General features: G+C 67.8%; 22 protein-coding genes. 14 read left to right on the forward strand and 8 right to left on the reverse strand.

All coding sequences use genetic code 11. From position 1 onward, the window contains the following. The coding region (locus tag E5K04_RS14110) for a bifunctional ornithine acetyltransferase/N-acetylglutamate synthase (protein WP_205700382.1) at positions 1-754 on the reverse strand (754 nt) is incomplete at its 3' end. 72 nt (positions 755-826) lie between these two features. Then, a complete protein-coding gene (gene recQ / locus E5K04_RS14115; protein WP_136555252.1) occupies positions 827-2,626 on the reverse strand; it encodes a DNA helicase RecQ in 1,800 nt (599 codons plus the stop codon). Between the two features lie 130 nt (positions 2,627-2,756). On the opposite strand from recQ, the gene E5K04_RS14120 reads away from it, so the two are divergent. Next, positions 2,757-3,224 carry a surface-adhesin E family protein gene (locus E5K04_RS14120; RefSeq protein WP_136555254.1) on the forward strand — a complete coding sequence of 156 codons (468 nt, stop codon included), beginning with the start codon at positions 2,757-2,759 and terminating at the stop codon, positions 3,222-3,224. 27 nt (positions 3,225-3,251) lie between these two features. Next, the gene (locus tag E5K04_RS14125) at positions 3,252-4,028 is read left to right on the forward strand and encodes a ParA family protein (protein WP_136555256.1); all 777 of its coding nucleotides are present in this window, start codon (positions 3,252-3,254) and stop codon (positions 4,026-4,028) included. Here E5K04_RS14125 and E5K04_RS14130 read toward each other — a convergent pair. After that, on the reverse strand, positions 3,998-6,250 hold the full coding sequence (locus E5K04_RS14130) for a DNA internalization-related competence protein ComEC/Rec2 (protein ID WP_136555258.1): 2,253 nt from the start codon (positions 6,248-6,250) through the stop codon (positions 3,998-4,000). The genes E5K04_RS14125 and E5K04_RS14130 overlap by 31 nt on opposite strands. 67 nt (positions 6,251-6,317) lie before the next feature. Between E5K04_RS14130 and E5K04_RS14135 the strand changes: the two genes are divergently transcribed. From E5K04_RS14135 to E5K04_RS17015, 3 genes are all read left to right on the forward strand, one after another. Further along, positions 6,318-7,088: a class I SAM-dependent methyltransferase gene (locus tag E5K04_RS14135; RefSeq protein WP_136555260.1), complete on the forward strand. Its 771-nt coding sequence runs from the start codon at positions 6,318-6,320 to the stop codon at positions 7,086-7,088. 80 nt (positions 7,089-7,168) lie between these two features. Then, on the forward strand, positions 7,169-8,482 hold the full coding sequence (locus E5K04_RS14140; protein ID WP_136555262.1) for a Na+/H+ antiporter family protein: 1,314 nt from the start codon (positions 7,169-7,171) through the stop codon (positions 8,480-8,482). A 17-nt stretch (positions 8,483-8,499) separates the two neighbouring features. Further along, the gene (locus E5K04_RS17015) at positions 8,500-9,147 is read left to right on the forward strand and encodes a SlyX family protein (RefSeq protein WP_268907638.1); all 648 of its coding nucleotides are present in this window, start codon (positions 8,500-8,502) and stop codon (positions 9,145-9,147) included. Here E5K04_RS17015 and E5K04_RS14150 read toward each other — a convergent pair. Then, on the reverse strand, positions 9,141-10,058 hold the full coding sequence (locus tag E5K04_RS14150; RefSeq protein ID WP_136555264.1) for a DMT family transporter: 918 nt from the start codon (positions 10,056-10,058) through the stop codon (positions 9,141-9,143). The two genes, E5K04_RS17015 and E5K04_RS14150, sit on opposite strands and share 7 nt — an antisense overlap. Positions 10,059-10,111: 53 nt before the next feature. Here E5K04_RS14150 and dapC point away from each other — a divergent pair, with 53 nt between their 5' ends. From dapC to E5K04_RS14190, 8 genes are all read left to right on the forward strand, one after another. Beyond that, entirely contained in the window at positions 10,112-11,299 is a 1,188-nt protein-coding gene (gene dapC / locus E5K04_RS14155) for a succinyldiaminopimelate transaminase (RefSeq protein ID WP_136555266.1), read from the forward strand. Positions 11,300-11,358: 59 nt separating this feature from the next. Continuing rightward, complete coding sequence (gene dapD / locus E5K04_RS14160; RefSeq protein ID WP_136555268.1) at positions 11,359-12,180, forward strand: 2,3,4,5-tetrahydropyridine-2,6-dicarboxylate N-succinyltransferase; 822 nt, start codon at positions 11,359-11,361, stop codon at positions 12,178-12,180. A gap of 136 nt (positions 12,181-12,316) precedes the next feature. Further along, the gene (locus E5K04_RS14165) at positions 12,317-13,132 is read left to right on the forward strand and encodes an ABC transporter ATP-binding protein (protein WP_136555270.1); all 816 of its coding nucleotides are present in this window, start codon (positions 12,317-12,319) and stop codon (positions 13,130-13,132) included. Continuing rightward, on the forward strand, positions 13,125-13,910 hold the full coding sequence (gene mlaE, locus E5K04_RS14170; RefSeq protein WP_136555272.1) for a lipid asymmetry maintenance ABC transporter permease subunit MlaE: 786 nt from the start codon (positions 13,125-13,127) through the stop codon (positions 13,908-13,910). Before E5K04_RS14165 ends, mlaE begins: the two co-directional genes overlap by 8 nt. 20 nt (positions 13,911-13,930) lie before the next feature. Then, positions 13,931-14,410 carry an outer membrane lipid asymmetry maintenance protein MlaD gene (mlaD, locus tag E5K04_RS14175; protein WP_136555274.1) on the forward strand — a complete coding sequence of 160 codons (480 nt, stop codon included), beginning with the start codon at positions 13,931-13,933 and terminating at the stop codon, positions 14,408-14,410. A 66-nt stretch (positions 14,411-14,476) separates the two neighbouring features. Beyond that, complete coding sequence (locus E5K04_RS14180) at positions 14,477-15,091, forward strand: MlaC/ttg2D family ABC transporter substrate-binding protein (protein ID WP_136555276.1); 615 nt, start codon at positions 14,477-14,479, stop codon at positions 15,089-15,091. Continuing rightward, on the forward strand, positions 15,091-15,369 hold the full coding sequence (locus E5K04_RS14185) for an STAS domain-containing protein (RefSeq protein WP_136555278.1): 279 nt from the start codon (positions 15,091-15,093) through the stop codon (positions 15,367-15,369). Before E5K04_RS14180 ends, E5K04_RS14185 begins: the two co-directional genes overlap by 1 nt. Next, the gene (locus E5K04_RS14190) at positions 15,366-16,148 is read left to right on the forward strand and encodes an MlaA family lipoprotein (protein WP_136555280.1); all 783 of its coding nucleotides are present in this window, start codon (positions 15,366-15,368) and stop codon (positions 16,146-16,148) included. The genes E5K04_RS14185 and E5K04_RS14190 overlap by 4 nt, the downstream gene beginning before the upstream one ends. 66 nt (positions 16,149-16,214) lie before the next feature. Here E5K04_RS14190 and glmM read toward each other — a convergent pair whose 3' ends face one another. From glmM to rlmE, 4 genes are all read right to left on the reverse strand, one after another. Then, positions 16,215-17,549, reverse strand: a complete 1,335-nt coding sequence (glmM, locus tag E5K04_RS14195; RefSeq protein WP_136555282.1) for a phosphoglucosamine mutase — start codon at positions 17,547-17,549, stop codon at positions 16,215-16,217. A gap of 35 nt (positions 17,550-17,584) precedes the next feature. Further along, entirely contained in the window at positions 17,585-18,436 is an 852-nt protein-coding gene (gene folP, locus E5K04_RS14200) for a dihydropteroate synthase (RefSeq protein ID WP_136555284.1), read from the reverse strand. 69 nt (positions 18,437-18,505) lie between these two features. After that, positions 18,506-20,413 carry an ATP-dependent zinc metalloprotease FtsH gene (ftsH, locus tag E5K04_RS14205; RefSeq protein ID WP_136555286.1) on the reverse strand — a complete coding sequence of 636 codons (1,908 nt, stop codon included), beginning with the start codon at positions 20,411-20,413 and terminating at the stop codon, positions 18,506-18,508. 76 nt (positions 20,414-20,489) lie between these two features. After that, entirely contained in the window at positions 20,490-21,107 is a 618-nt protein-coding gene (gene rlmE / locus E5K04_RS14210; RefSeq protein ID WP_136555289.1) for a 23S rRNA (uridine(2552)-2'-O)-methyltransferase RlmE, read from the reverse strand. Between the two features lie 121 nt (positions 21,108-21,228). Between rlmE and yhbY the strand changes: the two genes are divergently transcribed. Then, on the forward strand, positions 21,229-21,555 hold the full coding sequence (gene yhbY, locus E5K04_RS14215; RefSeq protein ID WP_136555291.1) for a ribosome assembly RNA-binding protein YhbY: 327 nt from the start codon (positions 21,229-21,231) through the stop codon (positions 21,553-21,555). The last annotated feature ends 48 nt before the right edge of the window (positions 21,556-21,603 follow it).

Raw genomic sequence — 21,603 nt, forward strand, 5'->3', positions numbered from 1 at the left:
CCGGATGTTCGGCCGAGTCGATCAGCGCGTCGGCGTCCTGCCCGGTCGAGATCAGGATGAAGCTGTCGTTGGTCGAAGTGTCGCCGTCGACCGAGATGCAGTTGAACGACACGTCGGCGACCTCGCGCACCAGTTGCTGCAGCACCGGGCGGGTCACCGTCGCGTTAGTCGCGACGAAGCCGAGCATGGTCGCCATGTTCGGGTGGATCATGCCGGCGCCCTTGGCGATGCCGGTCATCACCACTTCGCGGCCGCCAAGCTGCAAGGTGCGGCTGGCCGCCTTGGGCTGGGTGTCGGTAGTCATGATCGCGTTCGCCGCGTCCAGCCAGTCGGCCGCCCGGCGGGTCGGCAGGCCGGCGATCAGCCTGTCTACCGGCAGCGGCTCGAGGATCACCCCGGTCGAGAACGGCAGCACCTGCTCGCGCGCGCAGCCAAGCTCTTCGGCCAGCGCCGCGCAGACCGCCAGCGCATTCGCGCGGCCCTGCTCGCCGGTGCCGGCGTTGGCGTTGCCGGTGTTGACCACCAGCGCGCGGATCTGCACGCCGGCGTCCAGGTGCGCCTTGCTGACGACGACCGGCGCCGCGCAGAAGCGGTTCTGCGTGAACACGCCGGCGACGGTGTTGCCCTTGTCCAGGGTGATCACCAGCAAATCCTTGCGGCCGGGCTTCTTGATGCCGGCCTCGGCGACTTCCAGCGTGACACCGGGTACCGCGCGCAATGCCTCGCGTGCGGGGACGGACAGGTTGACAGCCATGACAGTTTCTCCGATTGGGTTAATTTTTATTCCAATCGATTGTAACGGATTTGCCGTACGCGTCGAGCGGCCTCAGTCGTCGCCGGCCGCCCCCTGCAGGCACTCGAGCAGCGCATCGCCGTAGCGCGCGAGCTTGAGTTCGCCCAGCCCGTAGATGCGCCTGAGCGCATGCGCGCTCAGCGGGCGCTGCTCGACCAGCTCGCGCAGGGTGCGGTCGTTGAACACCGCGTACGCCGGCACGTTGTGCTCGTCGGCGACCGACTTGCGCCAGCGGCGCAGCGCCTGCCACAGCCGCTCCTCGCGCTCGGTGCGCAGCCAGGTCTCGCCCGCGCTGGTGCGGCTGCGCGTGTCGTCGACCAGCACCCTCAGGTGGACCCGCTCTTCGCCGCGCAGGATGGGCCGGCTCGCCTCGGTCAACACCAGCGACTGCCCGCGCGCGACGTCGATGGCGACGATCTTGCGCGCGACCAGCTGGCGCACCAGCGAGCGCCACTGCCGTTGCGTCAGCTCGCGGCCGATGCCCCAGGTCGACAGCCGGTCGTGGCCAGCGTCGACGATGGCCTGGTTGCTGCGCCCGAGCAGCACGTCGACCACATGGCGCGCGCCGAAGCGCTGGCCGACCCGCCACACGCAAGAGAGCAGTTTCTGTACCGATTGGGTGGCGTCGAAGGTCGCCGGCGGGTGCAGGCAGTTGTCGCAATGTCCGCACGGCTGGATGGTCTCGCCGAAGTGGGCGAGGATCTGCACGCGCCGGCATTCGGCCGTCTCGCAGAAGGCGACCATCGCGTCGAGCTTGGCCAGTTCCACCTGCTTTTGCAGCGCCGGCGCCTCGGAGGCGAGGATCATCTGAGTGAGCTGCACCATGTCGTTCAGCCCGTAACACAGCCAGCTGGCCGCAGGCTGGCCGTCGCGCCCGGCGCGGCCGGACTCCTGGTAGAAGTTCTCCGGGCTCTTCGGCATGTCGACGTGGGCGACGAAGCGCACGTCGGGCTTGTCGATACCCATGCCGAAGGCGACGGTGGCCACCATCACCACCGCGTCCTCGCGCAGGAACACCCGCTGGTTCTTCTCGCGCGCCTCGTGGCTCATCCCCGCGTGGTAGGGCAGCGCGCGCACGCCGTTGTCGCACAGCCACTGCGCGAACTCCTCGACCCGCTTGCGCGACAGGCAGTAGACGATGCCCGGCTCGTCGCGGTGTTCGCGCTGGATATACGCGAGCAGCTGTTTCTTCGCCTCGTGTTTCTCGACCACCTGATAAAAGAGGTTCGGCCTGTCGAAGCTGGTGCGGAATACCGGCATGCCTTCCAGGCGCAGGAAATGGACGATATCGGCCTCGGTGCGCGCGTCGGCGGTCGCGGTCAGCGCGACGCGCGGCACGTCAGGGAAACGCTCGGCGAGCACGCCCAGTTGCTGGTACTCGGGGCGGAAGTCGTGCCCCCACTGGCTCACGCAGTGCGCCTCGTCGATCGCGAACAGCGAGACGGGAACGCCTTCGAGAAATTCGAGGAAGCGCCCGCCGAGCAGGCGCTCCGGCGCGACGTACAAGAGCTTGAGCGTGCCCGCGCGCGCGCCGGCGGCGATGCGGCGCGCCTCGTCGAGCGGCGTCGCCGAGTTGAGGCTGGCCGCGTCGACGCCAAGCTCGGTCAGCGCGGCGACCTGGTCCTGCATCAGCGCGATCAGCGGCGAGACGACGACAGCGACGCCGCTCCGCATCAGCGCGGGGATCTGGTAGCACAGGCTCTTGCCGCCGCCGGTTGGCATCAACACCAGCGCATGGCCGCCGCCGGCGACGCGCTCGATGATACGGGCCTGGTCGCCGCGGAAGGCGGGGTAGCCGAACAGCTTGTGCAGGATATCCAGGGCTTCGCGCATGATGGGCCGGGCGCACCTTTAAGGAGGGCTGAAAGCGGCCCATTGTATGCGCGAAACGCCTCGGACCCAAAGGCGGCGGGCTGACCTAGCCGCCGGTTTGTGCGAGACTCGCCGTCCAACGGAGGTCCACATGCGTACATACACCCTACTCGCTTCGCTGGCCGCGCTCGCGCTCGCCGGCTGCGCCACCCGCACCCCGACCGAGCGGCCGAGCGTACCGTCCAAGCCGGTCGCCAACGCCGACTGGCACAACCTTGGCGTATCGCCGTCGGGCAACGTGCTGCACGAGATCGACGGCTTGAGCATCCGCAAGGTCGGCGACCGCGAGTTCTCCTTCCGCGGCCGCAAGACCGTGTTCAACCCGCGCAAGGAAAACTTCCTCAACACGCCGCCGCACAAGGTCTCGATCAACCAGTGGATCGTCGACTGCCAGGCACGCACCGTCAGGCTCTCCGGCGTCGCGCTGTTCGACGAAAACGGTCGCCAGATCGGCACACCGTACACGTATAATGACAAACAGATCAGAGCGATGCCGATCGTCAAGAACTCGGCAAGCTTCCACCAGTACGAATACGTGTGCGGGGCAAGCGGCAACTGAGCCTCGCCCCCTCAGGAGGGCAGGCTTATGCGCAGGGTGGTGTTCAACCAGAAGGGCGGCGTCGGCAAGTCGACGATCGCGGTCAACCTGGCGGCGAGTGCCGCATGCCGGGGCAAACGGGTGCTGGTGGTCGACCTCGACCCGCAGGGCAACGCGAGCCACTACCTGACAGGTGAGCTAGAGAGCGACCCGGCCAGCGGCGCCGCCGGCCTGTTCGAGCAGATGCTGAGCATCAGCCTGTTCGGCAAGAAGCCGCTGGAATTCGTGCGTCCGACGCCGTTCGAAGGCGTGAGCCTGCTCGCGGCCCACCCGCAACTTTCCGAGATGATGGGCAAGCTCGAGTCGCGCTACAAGATGTTCAAGCTGAAAGAGGCACTCGACAGCCTCGACGGGCATTTCGACGAGGTGTGGATCGACACCCCGCCCGCGCTCAACTTCTACACCCGCTCGGCGCTGATCGCCGCCGACCGCTGCCTGATCCCCTTCGACTGCGACACTTTCTCGCGCCAGGCGCTGCTCGCGCTGATCGACAACGTCGCCGAGATCCGCGCCGACCATAACCCGACGCTTGAGATCGAAGGCATCGTCGTCAACCAGTTCCAGCCGCGGGCGAGCCTGCCCAGGCGGCTGGTCGAGCAGTTGCGCGCCGACGGCCTGCCGGTGCTCGACCCGCCACTGCCCGCGTCGGTGCGCGTGCGCGAGTCGCACGAGGCGTGCACGCCGATGCCCTGGTTCGACGCGCGCCACAAGCTGACGCAGGCCTTCGGCGAGCTCTACGGCTCGCTCGCGCCGGCCCGCCAGTAGCGCGGCGCCTGGGCGCGCCACGCCCCGACCGTCACCGTCTCCCCCAGCCGCACCGTCAACTGGCCGTCCAGGTCGGTGCGTTTCACCCGCACGCCCATCTCGCCGAAGCGCGCGAGCACCTCGGCGTGCGGATGACGGTAGCGGTTGCGGTAGCCGGCACTCACCAGCGCCCACGCCGGGCGCACCACTCCCAGAAGCGCGGCCGAACTCGAAGTGCGGCTGCCGTGGTGGCCGGCCACCCACACGTCCGACGCGAGCGCCCGCCCATAGCGCCCGGCCAAGGTTTCTTCGGCGGCCTGCGGCAAATCGCCTGTCACCAGCAAGGCGCGCGACATCGTCGCCACCCGCAGCGAGCAACTCGCCGCGTTGTCGTCCGCCGCGCCCGCCTCGCCCGGCAGCAAGTCGAAGCGCACGCCGTCCCACACCCACGAGCGGCGCCCGCAAGGCTGCGCCCGCGCCACCTTGCGCGCGGCGAGGCGCTCCGGCTGGCCGGCGACGACCTGCCGTACGGCAAAGGTCGCCAGCAAGGTTGGCGCGGCGCCGGCATGGTCGGCGTCGTCGTGCGACAGGACGAGCGTGTCAAGCGCCCGCACCCCGAGCGCGACCAGTTGCGGACGCAGCACGCGCGCGGCGTCCCCCGCGCCGGTGTCGTACAGCAGCGTGTGGCCGTGGGTGCGCACCAGCAGCGACAGCCCCTGCCCGACGTCGAGCATCCGCACCTCCACTTCCCCCGGCGCCGGCAACGGCGGCCGCCACAGAAACAAAGGCAGCCACAGGCAGACGGCCAGCGCCCGCCAGCCCACGCCCAGCGGCAACAACAGCAACAGCGCCGCTGGCAGCGCCAGCAACAATAGCGGCGGCGGCAAGGCCGGCGGCGACCACTGCGGAAACTGCGCGAAGCCCTGCATCGCCCACACGAACGCTTCGGCGAGGTGCCCGCACGCGGCGAGCGGCCAGTGCCACGGCAGGATGAGCGCGAGTAGCGACAAGGGCGCGAGCAACAGCGTCACCCACGGGATGGCGACCAGGTTGGCCGGCGCCGACACCAGCGGCAATTCGCCGAACAGCCACAAAAGCGGCAAGGGCGACACCAGCGCGATCGCCCACTGCCCGGCGAGCGCCTGTCGCCAGCCCGACTGCGGCTTGCGCCCGAAGCCGCCCCACAGCAAGGCACCGACCAGGCCAAACGACAGCCACACCCCCGGCGCCAGCACCGCGAACGGGTCGACCAGCAGCACCAGCGCAAGCACCGCCCACCACACGGTGAACACGCCCGTCTGCCGGCGCGCGAGCAAGAACAGCGTCGCCGCGGACAGCGCGAGCAGCGTACGCACCGTCGGCAGCGCGAACCCCGCCAGCGCGCTGTAGAGCAAGGCGGCGGCCAGCGCCGCGAGCGCGACCCACACCCTGGGCGTCGCGCCGCCACCGAAGCGCCGCGTAAGCGCGAGGGCGAGCCACGCGGCAAGCGCCGCGAGCATGGTCACGTGCACGCCGGAGATGCTGATCAGGTGCACGGTGCCGGTCTGCCTGAGGGTCTGCCACAGCCCGGGCGACAGCGCGCCTTGCGCGCCGACGGTCAGCGCGCCGATCAGCGCCGCCGAGTCGCCTTCACCCAGCTCCCGGCGGATGCGCGCAAGCGCGGCCTCGCGCACGCGGTCGACGCCGGCGCGCCACCACGGCGCCTCGCCCATCGGCTCGCGCGCCTTGCCGACGGTCGCCGTCGCGCCAATGCCTTCGCTCCAGTACCACGCCTCGGCGTCGAAGCCGACCGGGTTGGCGACACCGCGCGGCGCGCGCAGCCGCAACGTGGTCTGCCATACGCTGCCGGCCGGCCATGCCCGGCGCCGGTAGTCGCTGACCAGCACGGTGTCCGGTACACCCGGCGGTGCCGCCAGTACCCGCAGCCGAAAACGCGTGGCAAATTCGCCAGCCACCGGCAAGGACGCGACCTCGCCGACCACCACGGTCGGCACGCCCTCGCGCGCGGGCAACAGCGCATCGGCAAGCCTCAGCTCCGCGCGCCACGCCGCCCACGCGAACCCCAGCAGGCAGGCGGCCAGCAGCCACGCGCCGCTGGCAAGCCAGCGCGTCCTCGCCACGGGTGCCAGCGCAAACAGCAAAAGCAGCACCGGCAGCGCCAGCAGGAGGACGGCGGACGAGGGCAAGGCGGGCAACAGCGCGGTGAGCGCGATGCCCAGACAGAAGGCAGCCAGGCGATCCATGCCTTATGCTAGACGCGGACGGTGCACTCGCTTATCGTGCGCACCCTGAACCACTATCCATACCGCCATGCCCGCCCTGCCCCTGATCCTGCGCGCGCCCGAGCGCCGCGACTACGCACAAGAACTGATAGACCGCTTCGGTTTCGAGTGGGGCTCGGCCGTGCCCGAGGCGGGTTACTGGCTGGAGCTCGGTTACGAGCGGCTGGAATTGTGCACGCAAGGCAAGCACGGCGCGGTGTACGCCGAGTTCGTCGAAGGTGCCGCGCGGCACCGCCGCGAACAGGGCGGCGGCCGCGGCCAACCGGTCGCGCGCGCGATCGGCCTCAAGAGCGCGAAGACGCTGCCCACCGTCGTCGACGCCACCGCCGGCCTCGGCCGCGACAGCTTCGTGCTGGCGAGCCTGGGCTGCCGGGTGACGCTCGTCGAGCGCTCGCCGGTGGCGTGCGCGCTGCTGTTCGACGCGATCGGGCGCGCCGCGCGCGACACCGCCACCGCCGACATCGCCGCGCGGATGACGCTGGTGCACGCCGACGCCATCGCCTGGCTCGCCAGCCTCGCCGACGCGGACAAGCCCGACGTGGTGTTCGTCGACCCGATGTTCCCGGACACCGACAAGAAGAGCGCGGCGGCCAAGAAGGACATGCAGGCGTTCCAGCAGGTGATCGGCGACGATCTGGACAGCGCGGCGCTGCTGCAGGCGGCGATCGGCGCCGCCGACAAGCGGGTGGTCGTCAAGCGGCCGCGCCTGGGTGCGCCGATTGAAGGGCCCAGGCCCAGTGTGGTGATCGAGGGCAAGTCGACGCGCTTCGACCTTTACGTGCGCAAGGCACTTTCTTGAAAGTACATGCTCGCGATCTCGACAGGGAGCCGCCGCCGCCGTTACCCTGAATGGATCCCGATTTTGCGAACGAGCACACCATGAACGCCGTCCTGCTTGCCGTCCTTTTGATGCTGGGCCTGTCGCTGGCCCGCACCCACGTCGTGATCAGCCTGCTGATCGGCGCGATCGCCGGCGGCCTCGCCGGCGGCCTCACGCTCGCCGACACCCTCGCCGCCTTCAACCAGGGCATCACCGGCGGCGCGTCGGTCGCGCTCTCCTACGCGCTGTTGGGGGCGTTCGCGGTCGCCATCGCCAAGTCCGGCCTGCCGCACGCGCTGGCCGACGCGGCGCTTGCGCGCCTGCAGCACGGCCATGCGGCAGGTACGCTCAAATGGGGCCTCCTGCTGGTGCTCGCGCTGGTCAGCGTCTCTAGCCAGAACCTGATCCCCATCCATATCGCGTTCATCCCGCTGTTGGTGCCGCCGCTGCTGTTCGTGATCGCCAAGCTGAAGCTCGACCGCCGCGCGGTCGCCTGCGTGATGACCTTCGGCCTGGTCACCCCGTACATGCTGCTGCCGGTGGGCTTCGGCGACATCTTCCTCAAGCAGATCCTGCTGGCCAATATCGCCAAGGCGGGGATGGACGTCTCCGGCGTCAACGTGATGCACGCGATGGCCATTCCCGCAGCCGGCATGCTCTCAGGCCTGCTGGTCGCGCTGTTTGTCAGCTACAGGAAGCCCCGCCACTATGACCTGGGCCGCATCGAGCAGAGCGAACGCACCCACGCCAAGGTCAGCCGCAAGTCGCTCGCCACCGCGCTTGCCGCCATCGTCGCCGCCTTCTCGGTGCAGCTTTACACCGGCTCGATGATCATGGGCGCGCTGGTCGGCTTCTTGCTGTTCATCGCGACCGGCGTGGTACGCTGGCGCGACGCCGACGACGTGTTCACCGAGGGCATGAAGATGATGGCGATGATCGGCTTCATCATGATCACCGCGCAGGGCTTCGCCGAGGTACTGAAGGCGACCGGTGAGATCGCGCCGCTGGTGACCGCGTCGGCCGAACTGTTCGGCCACAACCGCGCGCTGGCGGTGTTCGCGATGCTCTTGGTCGGCCTGTTCGTCACCATGGGCATCGGCTCGTCGTTCTCGACCGTGCCCATCATCGCCGCCATCTACGTGCCGCTGTGCGCGGCACTCGGCTTCTCGCCGCTGGCGACCGTCGCCATCATCGGCACCGCGGGCGCGCTAGGTGACGCAGGCTCGCCCGCGTCCGACTCGACGCTGGGGCCGACCGCCGGCCTGAACGTCGACGGCCAGCACGACCATATCCGCGACACCGTGATCCCGACCTTCCTGCACTACAACCTGCCGCTGATGGCGGCCGGCTGGGTGGCGGCGATGGTTCTGTAAACCCTTAAGGACAACACATGAAGACTTGCGCCCCGCTCGCGCTCGCGCACAAGGTCGCCCCGCTGCTCGATGGACTCGCCTGGGGGGTCGGCGGCAGCGTGCTGCTCTACACGCTGGGCCTGGAAGCCGCGCCGCACGACCTCGACCTGGTGGTCAGCGAACAGGACTTCGCGCAGGCCGAGGCGCGCCTGTTGGCCATCGCCGAGCCGCTCCCCGTCACGCCGCATCCGTCCTACCGCAGCCGGCACTTCGCGCGCTTTGCGGCAGACGACGGCACCGCCATCGAGCTGATCGCAGGGGTCGCCTCGCACTTGGGCAACTGGACCTTTCAGCCTGAACGGACTGAAACGCGCGACGGCGTGCGCTGGATGGCGGCCGAAGACTGGGTCGAACTCTACCGACTGTTCGGGCGGCCGTACCGGGTCGCCCAGCTGGAGAACTGGCTCGCCGCGCGCGACGCCCAGCGGCGTGCCGACGAGCTGGAGATCCGCGCCGCGTGGCTGGACGACACGGTCGACGCGCTCAGCCAGACGCTGGCGCGCCAGCAGCAGGAGCTCGACCTGCTGCAGGAGCAACTGCGCCTCTTGTACCGGCAGACGCAGCGCGGCGGCGACGATGGTGCCACGTCCGGCTCGCTGCGCGACGAGATCCCGCCGCACTACTGAGCAGTGGTTCGCGGCGCCGCCTCTTGCCGCGCCGGGCGGCTCATCCGCCCGGAAAACAGGCTCGCGACTATGATCAGCGCGCCGCCCAGCCACTCGTTGCCGCGCACCGGCTCGCCGGCCATCAGCCAGGCCGACGCCGCGGCGAACACCAGCTCGGAGAGCATCAGCGCGGTCACCTGGCTTGCCGGCAGCAGCGACACGCCGTGCTGCGACAGCACGCTGGTGCACAGCAAGGTCACGCCGAGCGCGCCGATCACCGCCCAGCCAAGCGGCGGTACTTCCAGCACCGAACCCAGCTCCCCCTTCAAGGACAGCGCGCCGGCGGCGAAGATCGCCACCCCCAGCCAGATCGTCGCCGACTTCACCGGCAGCGGCAGGTGCGTCGAGCGGCGGCTCAGCACATTGCCCAGCGAAAACGCCATGCCGCCGGAGAGCGCCAGCCACTCGTACAGATGGCTCAACGGCATTTCACCGGCGAACACCCCCGGCCGCCACAGGATGGCAAGCGCCCCCGCCAGCGACAGGGCGACCACGCCGTAGCCGGTCCGGGTCAGCCGCTCGCCGAGCAATACGCGGGCGAACAGCGCCGTCCATAGCGGCGACAGGTAGAAGAACAACAGCACACGCACCACCGGCCCCTCGGTCAGCGCCCAGCCGTAACTGAAGTTGCACCAACCAAACGCGAACAAAAGCGGCAACAACGACAGGGAGAAGCGAAACTTTTCGCGGTAGGTGCGCCAGAACAGCGCAAGGCCGAGCGAAGTCGCGACGAGATAGATGCACAGCGACGTGGTCCAGTTGCCGACCCCGCCCGCTTGCAGCGCGCGGATCGGCAGCCACATCAGCCCCCACACCAGCGAGGTGGTCAGGAGGCAGGCGACGGCGAGCCGCTTTTGCTTTGCAAGATTCATATTCATTTCATAAGATGATCAGCTTTTGTGGCAGTGCACAGCGAAGGCCTACCGTGAACCCGGATCTCGACCGTCTGCAACCCTACCCTTTCCAGCGCCTGCGCGCGCTGCTCGCCGGCGCGCGCCCGAACGGGCAACTCGCGCACGTCAACCTGTCGATCGGCGAACCCAAGCACCCGACGCCGGCGCTGCTGACCGACGCGCTGGTGGGCAATCTGGATGGGCTGTCCGCTTACCCGGCGACGCTGGGCAGCGACGCGCTGAGGGAAGCCTGCGCGGGGTGGGCGTTTCGCCGCTACGGCGTCACGCTTGATGCTGCGCGCGAGGTGCTGCCGGTCAACGGCAGCCGCGAGGCGCTGTTCTCCTTCGTGCAGGCCGTCGTCGACCGCAGCCGCGACGCGGTTGTGATCTCGCCCAACCCCTTCTACCAGATCTACGAGGGCGCGGCGCTGCTCGCCGGCGCCCAGCCATTCTATGTCAACTGCACGGCGGGCAACAGCTTCCTGCCCGACTGGTCTGCCGTTGACGAGGCGACCTGGCAACGCACCCAGCTGGTGATCGTGTGCTCGCCGGGTAACCCGACCGGCGCGGTGATGGACTTGGAAGACTGGCGCGAACTCTTCGCGCTGTCCGACCGCTACGGCTTCGTGATCGCCTCCGACGAGTGCTACTCCGAGATCCACTTCGGCACGCCGCCCTTGGGCGGACTCGAGGCGGCGCACAAGCTTGGCCGCGGCTACCAGCGGCTGGTGATGTTTACCAGCCTCTCCAAGCGCTCGAACGCGCCGGGGCTGCGCTCGGGCTTTGTTGCCGGCGATGCGCAGATCCTCGAGCGCTTCTTGCTGTACCGCACCTACCACGGCAGCGCGATGAGCCTGCCCGTGCAGGCCGCCAGCATCGCCGCCTGGGGCGACGAGGCGCATGTCGGGGCCAACCGCGACGCGTATCAGGCAAAATTCGACGCGGTGCTGCCGCTGCTCGAAGGGGCGCTCGAAGTCAGCCGCCCCGACGCCAGCTTCTACCTGTGGGCGAAAGTGCCCGTGGACGACGACGCCGCCTTCGCCCGCGCGCTGTTTGAAGAAGCGCACGTGACCGTGCTGCCCGGCAGCTTCCTCGCCCGCGACGCACACGGCGGCAACCCCGGCCGCGGCTATATCCGCATCGCGCTGGTCGCGCCGCTTGCCGAGTGCACCGAAGCCACCCACCGCATCGCGCGCTTTACCCGCCAAAACTACCAATAACCCGTTACAGACGAGACACCATGACGGTCGCCATCCATCTAGCCAAAGGACTCAACCATATGCATCCGCTGCAATCGCTGATCGAAACCGCCTTCGAAGACCGCGCCGCCATCACCCCGGCCACTGTATCGGACGAACTGAAGGCCGCCATCGGCCAGGTCATCGAAGAACTGGACAACGGTCACCTGCGCGTCGCCGAAAAACAGGGCGACGAGTGGGTCGTCAACCAGTGGGCAAAGAAGGCCGTGCTGCTGTCGTTCCGCATCCGCGACAACGCACTGATGGACGACGGCGTCAGCCGCTACTTCGACAAGGTCGACACCAAGTTTGCCGACTGGCACGCACAGGACTTCCAGGCAGCGGGCTTCCGCGCGGTACCGGGCGCCGTCGTGCGCAAGGGCTCGTTCATCGCCAGGAACACCGTGCTGATGCCGTCCTTCGTCAATATCGGCGCCTTCGTCGACGAGGGCACCATGGTCGACACCTGGGCGACGGTCGGCTCGTGCGCGCAGATCGGCAAGAACGTGCACCTCTCCGGCGGCGTCGGTATCGGCGGCGTGCTCGAGCCCCTGCAGGCGAACCCGACCATCATCGAGGACAACTGCTTTATCGGCGCGCGCTCGGAAGTGGTCGAGGGCGTGATCGTCGGCGAGGGCTCGGTGATCTCGATGGGCGTCTACATCGGCCAGAGCACCAAGATCTACGACCGCGAGACCGGCGAAGTCAGCTACGGCCGCATCCCGCCGGGCTCGGTGGTCGTCTCCGGCAACCTGCCCGCCGCCGACGGCAGCCACAGCCTCTACTGCGCGGTGATCGTCAAGAAGGTCGACGCCAAGACCCGCGCCAAGACCAGCATCAACGAGTTGCTGCGCGGCGTCTGATTCGGCTGTGCGGTGCAGCAAACCGGCAACAGCATTGTTGCCGTTTGTTGCCCGCCATTGGCCGGCAACCGCTGCGGCGGGTAGAATGGCGGGCTTTGGGCCTTGATCCGCCCGCCTTTCTCGCAACGAAAACACAGTGGACACAGCCCCTTTTATCGAGCTTAAGGACGTGAGCTTCGCCTACGGCGAGCGAACCATCCTCGAGCGCATCAACCTCAAGATCCCGCGCGGACGCCTGGTCGCCATCATGGGCGGCAGCGGCAGCGGCAAGACCACGCTGCTGCGCCTGATCTCGGGGCAGGTCGCACCGCAGCAGGGCGAGATCATCGTCGACGGCCGCCATGTCGAGCACATGAGCGAGCGCGAACTGTTCGAGCACCGCCGCCGCATGGGCATGCTGTTCCAGTTCGGCGCGCTGTTCACCGACCTGTCGGTATTCGACAACGTCGCCTTCCCGATCCGCGAACACGCCCGCCTGCCCGACGCCATGGTGCGCGACCTGGTGCTGATGAAGCTTGCCGCGGTCGGCCTGCGCGGCACGCAGGACATGATGCCGTCCGAACTCTCCGGTGGCATGGCGCGGCGCATCGCGCTGGCACGCGCGATCGCGCTCGACCCGCAGCTGATGCTGTACGACGAGCCGTTCACCGGTCTCGACCCGATCTCGCTGGGCGCGATCGCCCACCTGATCAAGAAACTCAACGACGCGCTGGGCACCACCTCGGTGATGGTCACCCACGACGTCGAGCGCTCGCTGAACATCGTCGACTACGTGTACTTCGTCGCGGGCGGCACGCTGATCGCCGAGGGCACGCCGGACGAAGTCCGCGCGTCCGCTTCGCCGTGGGTGCGCCAGTTCGTGCGCGGCGAGGCCGACGGCCCGGTGCACCTGGCCTACCCGGCCACCACCACCCTGTCGGCCGACCTAGGCCTGGGAGACGCCCATGCTTGACGCACTGCTCGCACCGTTTGCCCGCCTCGGCCACTGGGTGATCGAGGCGGTCCGCCGCCTGGGCTTCATCAGCCGCTTCCTTTTCGCGATCCTGATGAACTCGGCGCAGAGCCTCACCCGCTTTCACCTGGTGATCCGCGAAATCTACTTCGCCGGCGTCCTTTCGCTGATCATCATCGTCGTCTCCGGCCTGTTCGTCGGCATGGTGCTCGGCCTGCAGGGCTACACCACGCTGGTGCGCTTCGGCTCGGCCGACGCCCTGGGCGCGCTGGTCGCCCTGTCGCTTTTGAGGGAGCTGGGGCCGGTGCTCGCCGCCTTGCTGTTCGCCAGCCGCTCGGGCTCGGCGATGACCGCCGAGATCGGCCTGATGAAGGCCACCGAACAGCTCGACGCGATGAACGTGATGGCGGTCAACCCGATCGCCCGCGTCGTCGCGCCGCGCTTCTGGGCCGGCGTGCTGTCGATGCCGGTGCTCGCCGCGCTCTTCAACGTGATGGGCATCCTCGGCGGCTACTACGTCGGGGTGATCCTGATCGGGCTGGACGGCGGCAGCTACTGGTCGCAGATGCAGGCCAACGTCGACCTGCACGTCGACGTGGTCAACGGCATGATCAAGAGCCTGTTCTTTGGCGCCGCCGTCACCCTGATCGCGGTGTTCGAGGGCTTCGACGCGACGCCAACCGCGGCCGGCGTATCGGCCGCCACCACCCGTACGGTGGTGACCTCGGCCCTGGTCATCCTGGCGCTGGACTTCGTCCTGACCGCCTTCATGTTCTGACAGTTATCGGATAAACGGGTATGAAACGCACAACCATCGACCTTTGGGTCGGCATCTTCGTCGCCATCGGCCTCGCTGCGGTCACCTTCCTGTCGCTGAAGGTCGCCAACCTGACCCCGCAAGGCGCGGACAAGACCTACACGCTGTACGCCGAGTTCGACAATATCGGCGGGCTCAAGGTCAAGGCGCCGGTCAAGGCGTCCGGCGTCGTCGTCGGCCGCGTCACCGGCATCGCGCTCGACACCAAGAACTACCTCGCCCGCGTCAACGTCGCGATCGACAGCCAGTACGCGTTCAGCCGCGACACCAGCGCCGAGATCCTGACCGCCGGCCTGCTCGGCGAGCAGTACATCGGCCTCGTGCAGGGCGGCGACGAGGAAGACCTGAAGCCGGGCGACCGCATCGCGATCACCTCGTCGGCGATGGTGCTCGAACAGCTGATCGGCAAGTTCATGACCAGCTTCGCCGAAGGCAGCGGCCAGGACAGCAAGCAGCCCTGAGCGCCAGCTTGCCGCAGCACTTAAACTGAATCCAAAAACGACAACCCACCGAGTGGATGCATTGACATGAAAAAGTATCTGATCGCCGCACTGGTTTTCTTCGGGCTTTGCGCCCCCGCGCTGGCCAGCGACACCCCGCAGTCGCTGATCCAGGACACCTCCGTACAGGTGCTGGACATGCTGAAGAAGGAAGACGGCAAGAACACCGCCAAGGTCCGCGGCCAGGTCGAAGCGCTGGTCATCCCCAAGTTCGACTTCACCCGCATGACCGCGCTGGCGGTCGGCCGCGGCTGGCGCGACGCGACGCCCGAGCAGAAGCAGGCGCTGACGCGCGAGTTCCAGACCATGCTGGTACGCACCTACTCCGGCACCATGACCCGCTTCAAGAACGCGCAGATCGACGTCAAGCCCAACGTCTTGCTCAACAACGAGGGCCGCGAGGCGACGGTGCGCTCCGAAGTGGTGGTGCCCTCCAGCAAGGATAACAAGCCGGTCGCGATCGACTACGTGCTGTACAAGACCGCCGCCGGCTGGAAGGTGTTCAACGTCAGCGTCGAAGGCGCGAGCCTGGTCACCGTCTACCGCAACCAGTTCGGCGACGAGATTCGCAAGGGCGGCATCGACGGGCTGATCCGCGCGCTGCAGGACAAGAACGCCAAGCTCACGCGGGGAGCCGCCTGATGGCGGATGTGACGCTCGCGCTGTCCGGCGCGCTGACCATGCTCGAGATCGCGCCGCAATTGCCGCGCGTGCGCGCGGCAGCCACGTCCGGCACGCTGACCGTCGACCTCGCGGCCGTCACCCAGTGCGACTCGGCCGCGCTGTCGCTCCTGTTTGAACTTGCACGCGTACAAGCCAAACGCGGCGGGCGGCTGCGGGTAGAGCACGCGCCGCCGACGCTCGCAAGCCTGGCCCGCCTGTACGGCGCCGAAACCCTGGTCGAGGAGCTCACCGCATGAAGACCCCCGCCCGCCGCCTGCTGCCGGTGCTCGTCGCCAGCGCGCTGCTGACGGCCTGCGCCAGCAACCCGAACAACCCGTACGACCCGTACGAGCCGTTCAACCGCAAGGTGTACGGCTTCAACAGCGCACTCGACCGCAACCTGCTCAAGCCGGTCGCCGAAGGCTACCGCGCGGTGACGCCAAGCCCGGTGCGCACCGGCGTCAGCAACTTCTACGCGAACCTCAAGGACTTCTACAGCCTGTTTAACAACACGCTGCGTGCCGAGCCGGAGAAGGCGCTGAACGACCTGATGCGCTTCACGCTGAACTCGACCTTCGGTCTGTTTGGCCTGATCGACATCGCGACGCCGGCCGGCCTTGCCGACAACAAGACCACGCTGGGCGACACCTTCGCCAGCTGGGGCTGGAAGCAGAGCGACTACCTGGTGCTGCCCTTCTTCGGCCCGTCGACGGTGCGTGACGGCTCGGGCCTTGGCCTGTCGTTCTCGATGCCAGGCCCCGAACAGCTGGTCTACCACAACACGCCGGAAGCCGCCGCCTTCTACGGGCTGTACGGCGTCAGCCAGCGCGAGCGCCTGCTCGGCCTCGAAGAGCAGATCGACGAAGCTTCACTCGACGCGTACACCTTCACCCGCGACGCGTACATGCAGATGCGAGCCAAGCAGGTCGGCACCACCCTGCCCAAGGACAGCGACGAGGAAGACATCGACATCGACGAGCTGGTCGGTGGCGACGCGCCGGCGCCGGCGGCCCAGCCGGCAGCTGCCAAGCCCTGAGACCTCCAAGCTCCATGACAAAGGCCCGCTATCTAGCGGGCCTTTGTCTTCGCGCACGGAAAATGATCAGGCCGCGGCCTCGATCACCGCGGCGATCTTGCCGGCCCACTCGCCGGCGAGCGATTCACTGTCGGCCTCGACCATCACCCTTACCACCGGCTCGGTGCCGGAGGGGCGCAGCACCACGCGGCCACGGCCGGCGAGCGCGGCCTCCGCCTCGGCGAGCATCGCGGCCGACGCCTGGCGCCAGTCCTGCCCCTTCAGGCGCACATTGATCAGCTTCTGCGGGAAGGGCTGCCAGTCGCGGCACACTTCGGACAGGTCACGGCCCAGTTCGGCCAGGCTCGCGAACACCTGCAGCGCCGAGATGATGCCATCGCCGGTGGTGTGCTTGTCCAGCGCCAGCACGTGGCCGGACGCCTCGCCGCCGACCTGCCAGCCGTTGGCGTGCAGCATCTCGAGCACGTAGCGGTCGCCGACCTTGGCGCGGCCGAACTCGATGCCGCGCGCCTTGAGCGCGAGCTCCATCGCCAGGTTGGTCATCACGGTGCCGACCACGCCGCCCCTGAGCTCGCCGCGCGCCGCGCGCGCCTTGGCGATCACGTAGATCAGCTGGTCGCCGTCGTACACCTGGCCTCGGCGGTCGACCATGATCAGGCGGTCGCCGTCACCGTCCAGCGCGACGCCGTAGTCGGCCTCGTTCTGCAGCACGGCTGCCTGCAAGGTCTTGGGATAGGTCGCGCCGAACTTTTCATTGATGTTGAAGCCGTCCGGCTCGCCGCCGATGACCACCACCTCGGCGCCCAGTTCGTGGAACACCTTGGGCGCGATATGGTAGGTCGCGCCGTTGGCGCAATCGACGACCAGCTTGACGCCCCTCAAGTCGCGCTCGTTGGGGAAGCTGCTCTTGCAGAACTCGATATAGCGCTCGGCGGCGCCGTCGATGCGCCGCGCACGGCCAAGCTCGCGCGCGCCGACCGTCTCCATCGGCTGCTCGAGCATCGCCTCGATCTCGAGTTCGAGCGCGTCGTCGAGCTTGGTGCCGCCCTCGGCGAAGAACTTGATGCCGTTGTCGAAGAAGGGGTTGTGCGACGCCGAGATCACCACGCCGGCTTCCAGGCGCAGCGCGCGCGTCAGATACGCGATGCCGGGCGTCGGCAAGGGGCCGGTCAGCAGCACGTTGACGCCAGCGGCGGTGAAGCCCGCCTGCAGCGCGGCCTCGAGCATATAGCCCGAGATGCGGGTGTCCTTGCCGATCAGCACATGCGGGCGGTGGCCGGCGTCGTGGCGTACCAGCACCTTGCCTGCCGCGTAACCGAGCTTCATCACGAATTCCGGCGTGATCGGGAAACGCCCGACCTCGCCACGTACCCCGTCGGTACCAAAATATTTACGGCTCATCGCTTACGCCTGTCTTGTCCGAAAAAAGGATTTTCTCACGCCGCATCGCCGGCGTCAGCCGTGAGCGCCGCCTGCACCGCCAGCGCCTGCCAGGTCGCCTGCACGTCGTGCACGCGCAAGATACGCGCGCCGCCCCTCGCAGCCTCTAGCGCGGCGGCGACGCTGGCGCCCAAGCGCGCGGCAGGGTCGACTTCGCCGGTGATCGCGCCCAGCATTGACTTGCGGCTGAGGCCGGCGAGCAGCGGCACGCCGGCCGCGGCACCCACCCTGCCAAGCCCGCGCAACAGCGCGAGGTTGTGCGCCAGCGTCTTGCCGAAGCCGAAGCCCGGGTCGGCCAGCAAGCGCGTCCGCGCAATGCCGGCGTCGACGCATAGCGCGACGCGCCGTGCGAGGTAGCCGCCGACCTCGTCGACCACGTCGCCGTAGGCCGGCGCGTGCTGCATGGAGTCCGGGTTGCCCTGCTTGTGCATCAGGCAGACGGCGACGTCGCTTGCGGCGACCAGTTCCAGCGCGCCATCATCCTCCAGCGCGCTCACGTCGTTGATCAGGTCGACGAGACCGGTCGCGAGCGCCGCGCGCATCACCTCCGTGCGCCGGGTGTCGAGCGAGACAGGCACGCCGAGCGCGCCGACCAGTTCCAGCACCGGCATCACCCGCGCCAGTTCCTCGTCCACGCTCACCGCAGGCGCCCCCGGGCGGGTCGACTCGCCGCCGATGTCGATCAGCGCCGCACCCTCGCCGATCAGCCGCCTCGCGTGCGCGAGCGCCTGCTCTGGCGCGTGGTGGCGGCCGCCGTCGGAAAAGGAATCCGGGGTCACGTTGACGATGCCCATCACGACGGGGCGGGAGAGGTCGAGCGCGTAGCGCCCGCAGGAAAGCGTCTGCATAGGGTCAAAGCGGAAAGACAAATAAAAAACGGGGCGGCAGTCAGACTGCCGCCCCGCGGGATGAAACGCTTACAGCTCCTGCGCGGGGGTCGCGCTGGGTGCCGGCGGCGGCGTGGTCGGCTTGTCGTCGCTGCGCGGGGTGAAACCGCTACCCGGCTTGGGCGGACGCGGCGGCTTGCCGTCCATGATATCGTTGATCTGGTCGGCGTCGATGGTTTCCCACTCGAGCAGCGCGGCGGTCATCGCCTCGACCTTGTCGCGGTTGTCGTCCAGCAGCTTGCGCGCCAGCGCGTACTGCTCGTCGATGATGCGGCGGATCTCGGCGTCGACCTGCTGCATGGTCGCCTCGGACACGTTCTTGTGGGTGGTCACCGAGCGGCCAAGGAAGACCTCGCCCTCGTTCTCGCCATACACCATCGGGCCGAGCTTGTCGCTCATACCGTAGCGGGTCACCATGTCACGCGCCATCTGCGTCGCCCGCTCGAAGTCGTTCGACGCGCCGGTGGTCATCTGGTGCATGAACAGCTCTTCGGCAAGGCGGCCGCCGAACAGGATGGCGATACGGTCGAGCAGGTAGCCGCGGTCGTAGGAGAAGCGGTCCTGTTCCGGCAGCTGCATGGTCACGCCCAGCGCACGGCCGCGCGGGATGATGGTCACCTTGTGCACCGGGTCGGACTTGGGCAGCAGCTTGGCGACGACGGCGTGGCCGGACTCGTGGTAGGCGGTGTTCTTCTTCTCTTCCTCGGTCATCACCATCGAGCGGCGCTCGGCGCCCATCATGATCTTGTCCTTGGCGGACTCCAGGTCCTCCATGTCGACCAGCCGCTTGTTGCGGCGCGCGGCGAACAGCGCGGCCTCGTTGATCAGGTTGGCGAGGTCGGCGCCGGAGAAGCCCGGCGTACCGCGCGCGATCACTTCGGCGTTGACGTCGGCGGCGATCGGCACCTTGCGCATGTGCACGCCGAGGATCTGCTCGCGGCCGCGGATGTCCGGCAGCGGCACCACCACCTGGCGGTCGAAGCGGCCCGGGCGCTGCAGCGCCGGGTCGAGCACGTCCGGACGGTTGGTCGCGGCGATCACGATCACGGTCGAGTTGGTCTCGAAGCCGTCCATCTCGACCAGCAGCTGGTTCAGCGTCTGCTCGCGTTCGTCGTTGCCGCCGCCGAGGCCTGCGCCGCGCTGGCGACCGACCGCGTCGATCTCGTCGATGAAGATGATGCACGGCGAATTCTTCTTCGCCTGCTCGAACATGTCGCGCACGCGCGCCGCGCCGACGCCGACAAACATCTCGACGAAGTCGGAACCGGAAATGCTGAAGAATGGCACCTTGGCTTCGCCGGCGATCGCCTTGGCAAGCAGGGTCTTACCGGTACCCGGCGAGCCCGCGAGCAGGATGCCGCGCGGGATGCGGCCGCCCAGGCTCTGGTAGCGCGAAGGGTCACGCAGGTAGTCGACGATTTCCTTCACCTCTTCCTTGGCCTCGTCGCAGCCGGCGACGTCGGCGAAGGTGATGGTGTTGGATTCCTGGTCGAGCATGCGCGCCTTGCTCTTGCCGAACGAGAACGCGCCGCCCTTGCCGCCGCCCTGCATCTGGCGCATGAAGAAGATCCACACACCGATCAAGAGCAGCATCGGGAACCAGCTGATGAAGATGCTCATCAGCATCGACGGCTGCTCTTCGGGCTTGGCGCCGAAGCGGACGTTGTTCTTCACCAGGTCGTCGACCAGCCGGTAGTCGAACGGCGCGAAGGTGCTGAACGCCGAGCCGTCGGTGCGCTTGCCCTTCAGCCACTGGCCGCGCAGCGGGTCGCCCTCGATGGTCAGCGACTGGATCTTGCCCGACTCGACATCGCTGACGAACTGCGAATATTCGATCTGGTTCTGCGTATCCTGGCGCTTGTTGAACTGGTTGAACACAGTCATCAGCACCAAACCGATGATGACCCAGATGGCGATATTCTTGCCGATGTTGTTCACGCGAGCGGACTCCTGTATGCCCTGACGGTTAAAACCAGTTTAGTCATTTCGATTGTAATCTGCAGCGCCCGCAATGTCAGCGTCGTCCCCTGCCCAGCAGGTAGATTTCGGTCGACCGGTCGCGGGAAGCCTTGGGCTTGCGCGTCACCACTTCGGTGAAGACCTCGCGCATCGCCTGGAGGTAAGGCTGGAAATCGCTGCCCTGAAATACCTTGACCAGAAAATGGCCGCCGGGTTTCAGCTGTTCGCGCGCAAATTCCAGCGCCAGTTCGCAAAGTAGAAAACTGCGCGCCTGGTCGGTGACGCTCATGCCTGACATGTTGGGTGCCATGTCCGATATTACAAGGTCGAGCTCGCGCCCGCCCAGCAAATCGACAAATTCGGCGAGTACCTCGTCTTCGCGAAAGTCACCCTGGATGAATTGCACGTCGGCGATCGGGTCCATCGGCAGGATGTCGAGCGCGAACACCCGGCCGCTGTCGCCGACGATGCGCGCGGCGACCTGCGACCAGCTGCCCGGCGCCGAGCCCAGGTCGGCCAGCACCGTGCCCGGCCGGATCAGCTTGTCTTTCTCGTTGATTTCCAACAGCTTGTACGCCGCGCGTGCGCGGTAGCCGTCGCGCTGCGCCTGCTGCACCCAGTGGTCGTTCACATGCTCGGCGAGCCACGCGTTGCTGCTCTTGCTTCTCTTCATATCTTGTCCAAGCCGCCGTTCCGGGCGGCAAGTCCCTGTTTATCTGATATTTTCCACACACGGACATGGGCAAAGCCCGCCGCTTTTGGGTAGAATCCCGTTTTGCTTTGCGAGCCTGACCATGAAAATCGAACTTTCCTCGTTCGAGCGCACCTACCTGAAGGGTTTGGCGCACGGACTCTCGCCTGTCGTCATGATAGGTAACAGCGGCCTGACCGAGTCGGTGATGCGCGAGATCGCGATCAACCTCGACGCGCACGAACTGATCAAGGTTCGCGTGCTCGGCGACGACCGCGACGCCCGCGTCGCCATGTTCGAGCAGATCTGCGACGAGCTGGGTGCCGCCCAGGTCCAGCATATCGGCAAGCTCCTGGTGCTGTGGCGCCCGTCCGACAAGGAGCGCGTCGTGCTGCCCAAGAACAAGAAGGCGCTCAAGGCGATGCCCTGAACGGGCGACGCCCGGAGCAAGGCGGTGGCGCGAGCCACCGCCTTTTTT

The organism is Crenobacter intestini (assembly GCF_004919095.1).
Lineage (GTDB): Bacteria > Pseudomonadota > Gammaproteobacteria > Burkholderiales > Chromobacteriaceae > Craterilacuibacter > Craterilacuibacter intestini.

Coding starts and splice junctions, on each gene's coding strand:
- E5K04_RS14185 (WP_136555278.1), top strand. CDS start 15,091: ATGGCGGATGTGACGCTCGCGCTGTCCGGCGCGCTGACCATGCTCGAG.
- E5K04_RS17015 (WP_268907638.1), top strand. CDS start 8,500: ATGAAGACTTGCGCCCCGCTCGCGCTCGCGCACAAGGTCGCCCCGCTG.
- E5K04_RS14150 (WP_136555264.1), bottom strand. CDS start 10,058: ATGAATCTTGCAAAGCAAAAGCGGCTCGCCGTCGCCTGCCTCCTGACC.
- E5K04_RS14140 (WP_136555262.1), top strand. CDS start 7,169: ATGAACGCCGTCCTGCTTGCCGTCCTTTTGATGCTGGGCCTGTCGCTG.
- E5K04_RS14120 (WP_136555254.1), top strand. CDS start 2,757: ATGCGTACATACACCCTACTCGCTTCGCTGGCCGCGCTCGCGCTCGCC.
- yhbY (WP_136555291.1), top strand. CDS start 21,229: ATGAAAATCGAACTTTCCTCGTTCGAGCGCACCTACCTGAAGGGTTTG.
- E5K04_RS14130 (WP_136555258.1), bottom strand. CDS start 6,250: ATGGATCGCCTGGCTGCCTTCTGTCTGGGCATCGCGCTCACCGCGCTG.
- dapD (WP_136555268.1), top strand. CDS start 11,359: ATGCATCCGCTGCAATCGCTGATCGAAACCGCCTTCGAAGACCGCGCC.
- mlaD (WP_136555274.1), top strand. CDS start 13,931: ATGAAACGCACAACCATCGACCTTTGGGTCGGCATCTTCGTCGCCATC.
- E5K04_RS14125 (WP_136555256.1), top strand. CDS start 3,252: ATGCGCAGGGTGGTGTTCAACCAGAAGGGCGGCGTCGGCAAGTCGACG.
- folP (WP_136555284.1), bottom strand. CDS start 18,436: ATGCAGACGCTTTCCTGCGGGCGCTACGCGCTCGACCTCTCCCGCCCC.
- rlmE (WP_136555289.1), bottom strand. CDS start 21,107: ATGAAGAGAAGCAAGAGCAGCAACGCGTGGCTCGCCGAGCATGTGAAC.
- mlaE (WP_136555272.1), top strand. CDS start 13,125: ATGCTTGACGCACTGCTCGCACCGTTTGCCCGCCTCGGCCACTGGGTG.
- E5K04_RS14135 (WP_136555260.1), top strand. CDS start 6,318: ATGCCCGCCCTGCCCCTGATCCTGCGCGCGCCCGAGCGCCGCGACTAC.
- E5K04_RS14190 (WP_136555280.1), top strand. CDS start 15,366: ATGAAGACCCCCGCCCGCCGCCTGCTGCCGGTGCTCGTCGCCAGCGCG.
- recQ (WP_136555252.1), bottom strand. CDS start 2,626: ATGCGCGAAGCCCTGGATATCCTGCACAAGCTGTTCGGCTACCCCGCC.
- E5K04_RS14180 (WP_136555276.1), top strand. CDS start 14,477: ATGAAAAAGTATCTGATCGCCGCACTGGTTTTCTTCGGGCTTTGCGCC.
- glmM (WP_136555282.1), bottom strand. CDS start 17,549: ATGAGCCGTAAATATTTTGGTACCGACGGGGTACGTGGCGAGGTCGGG.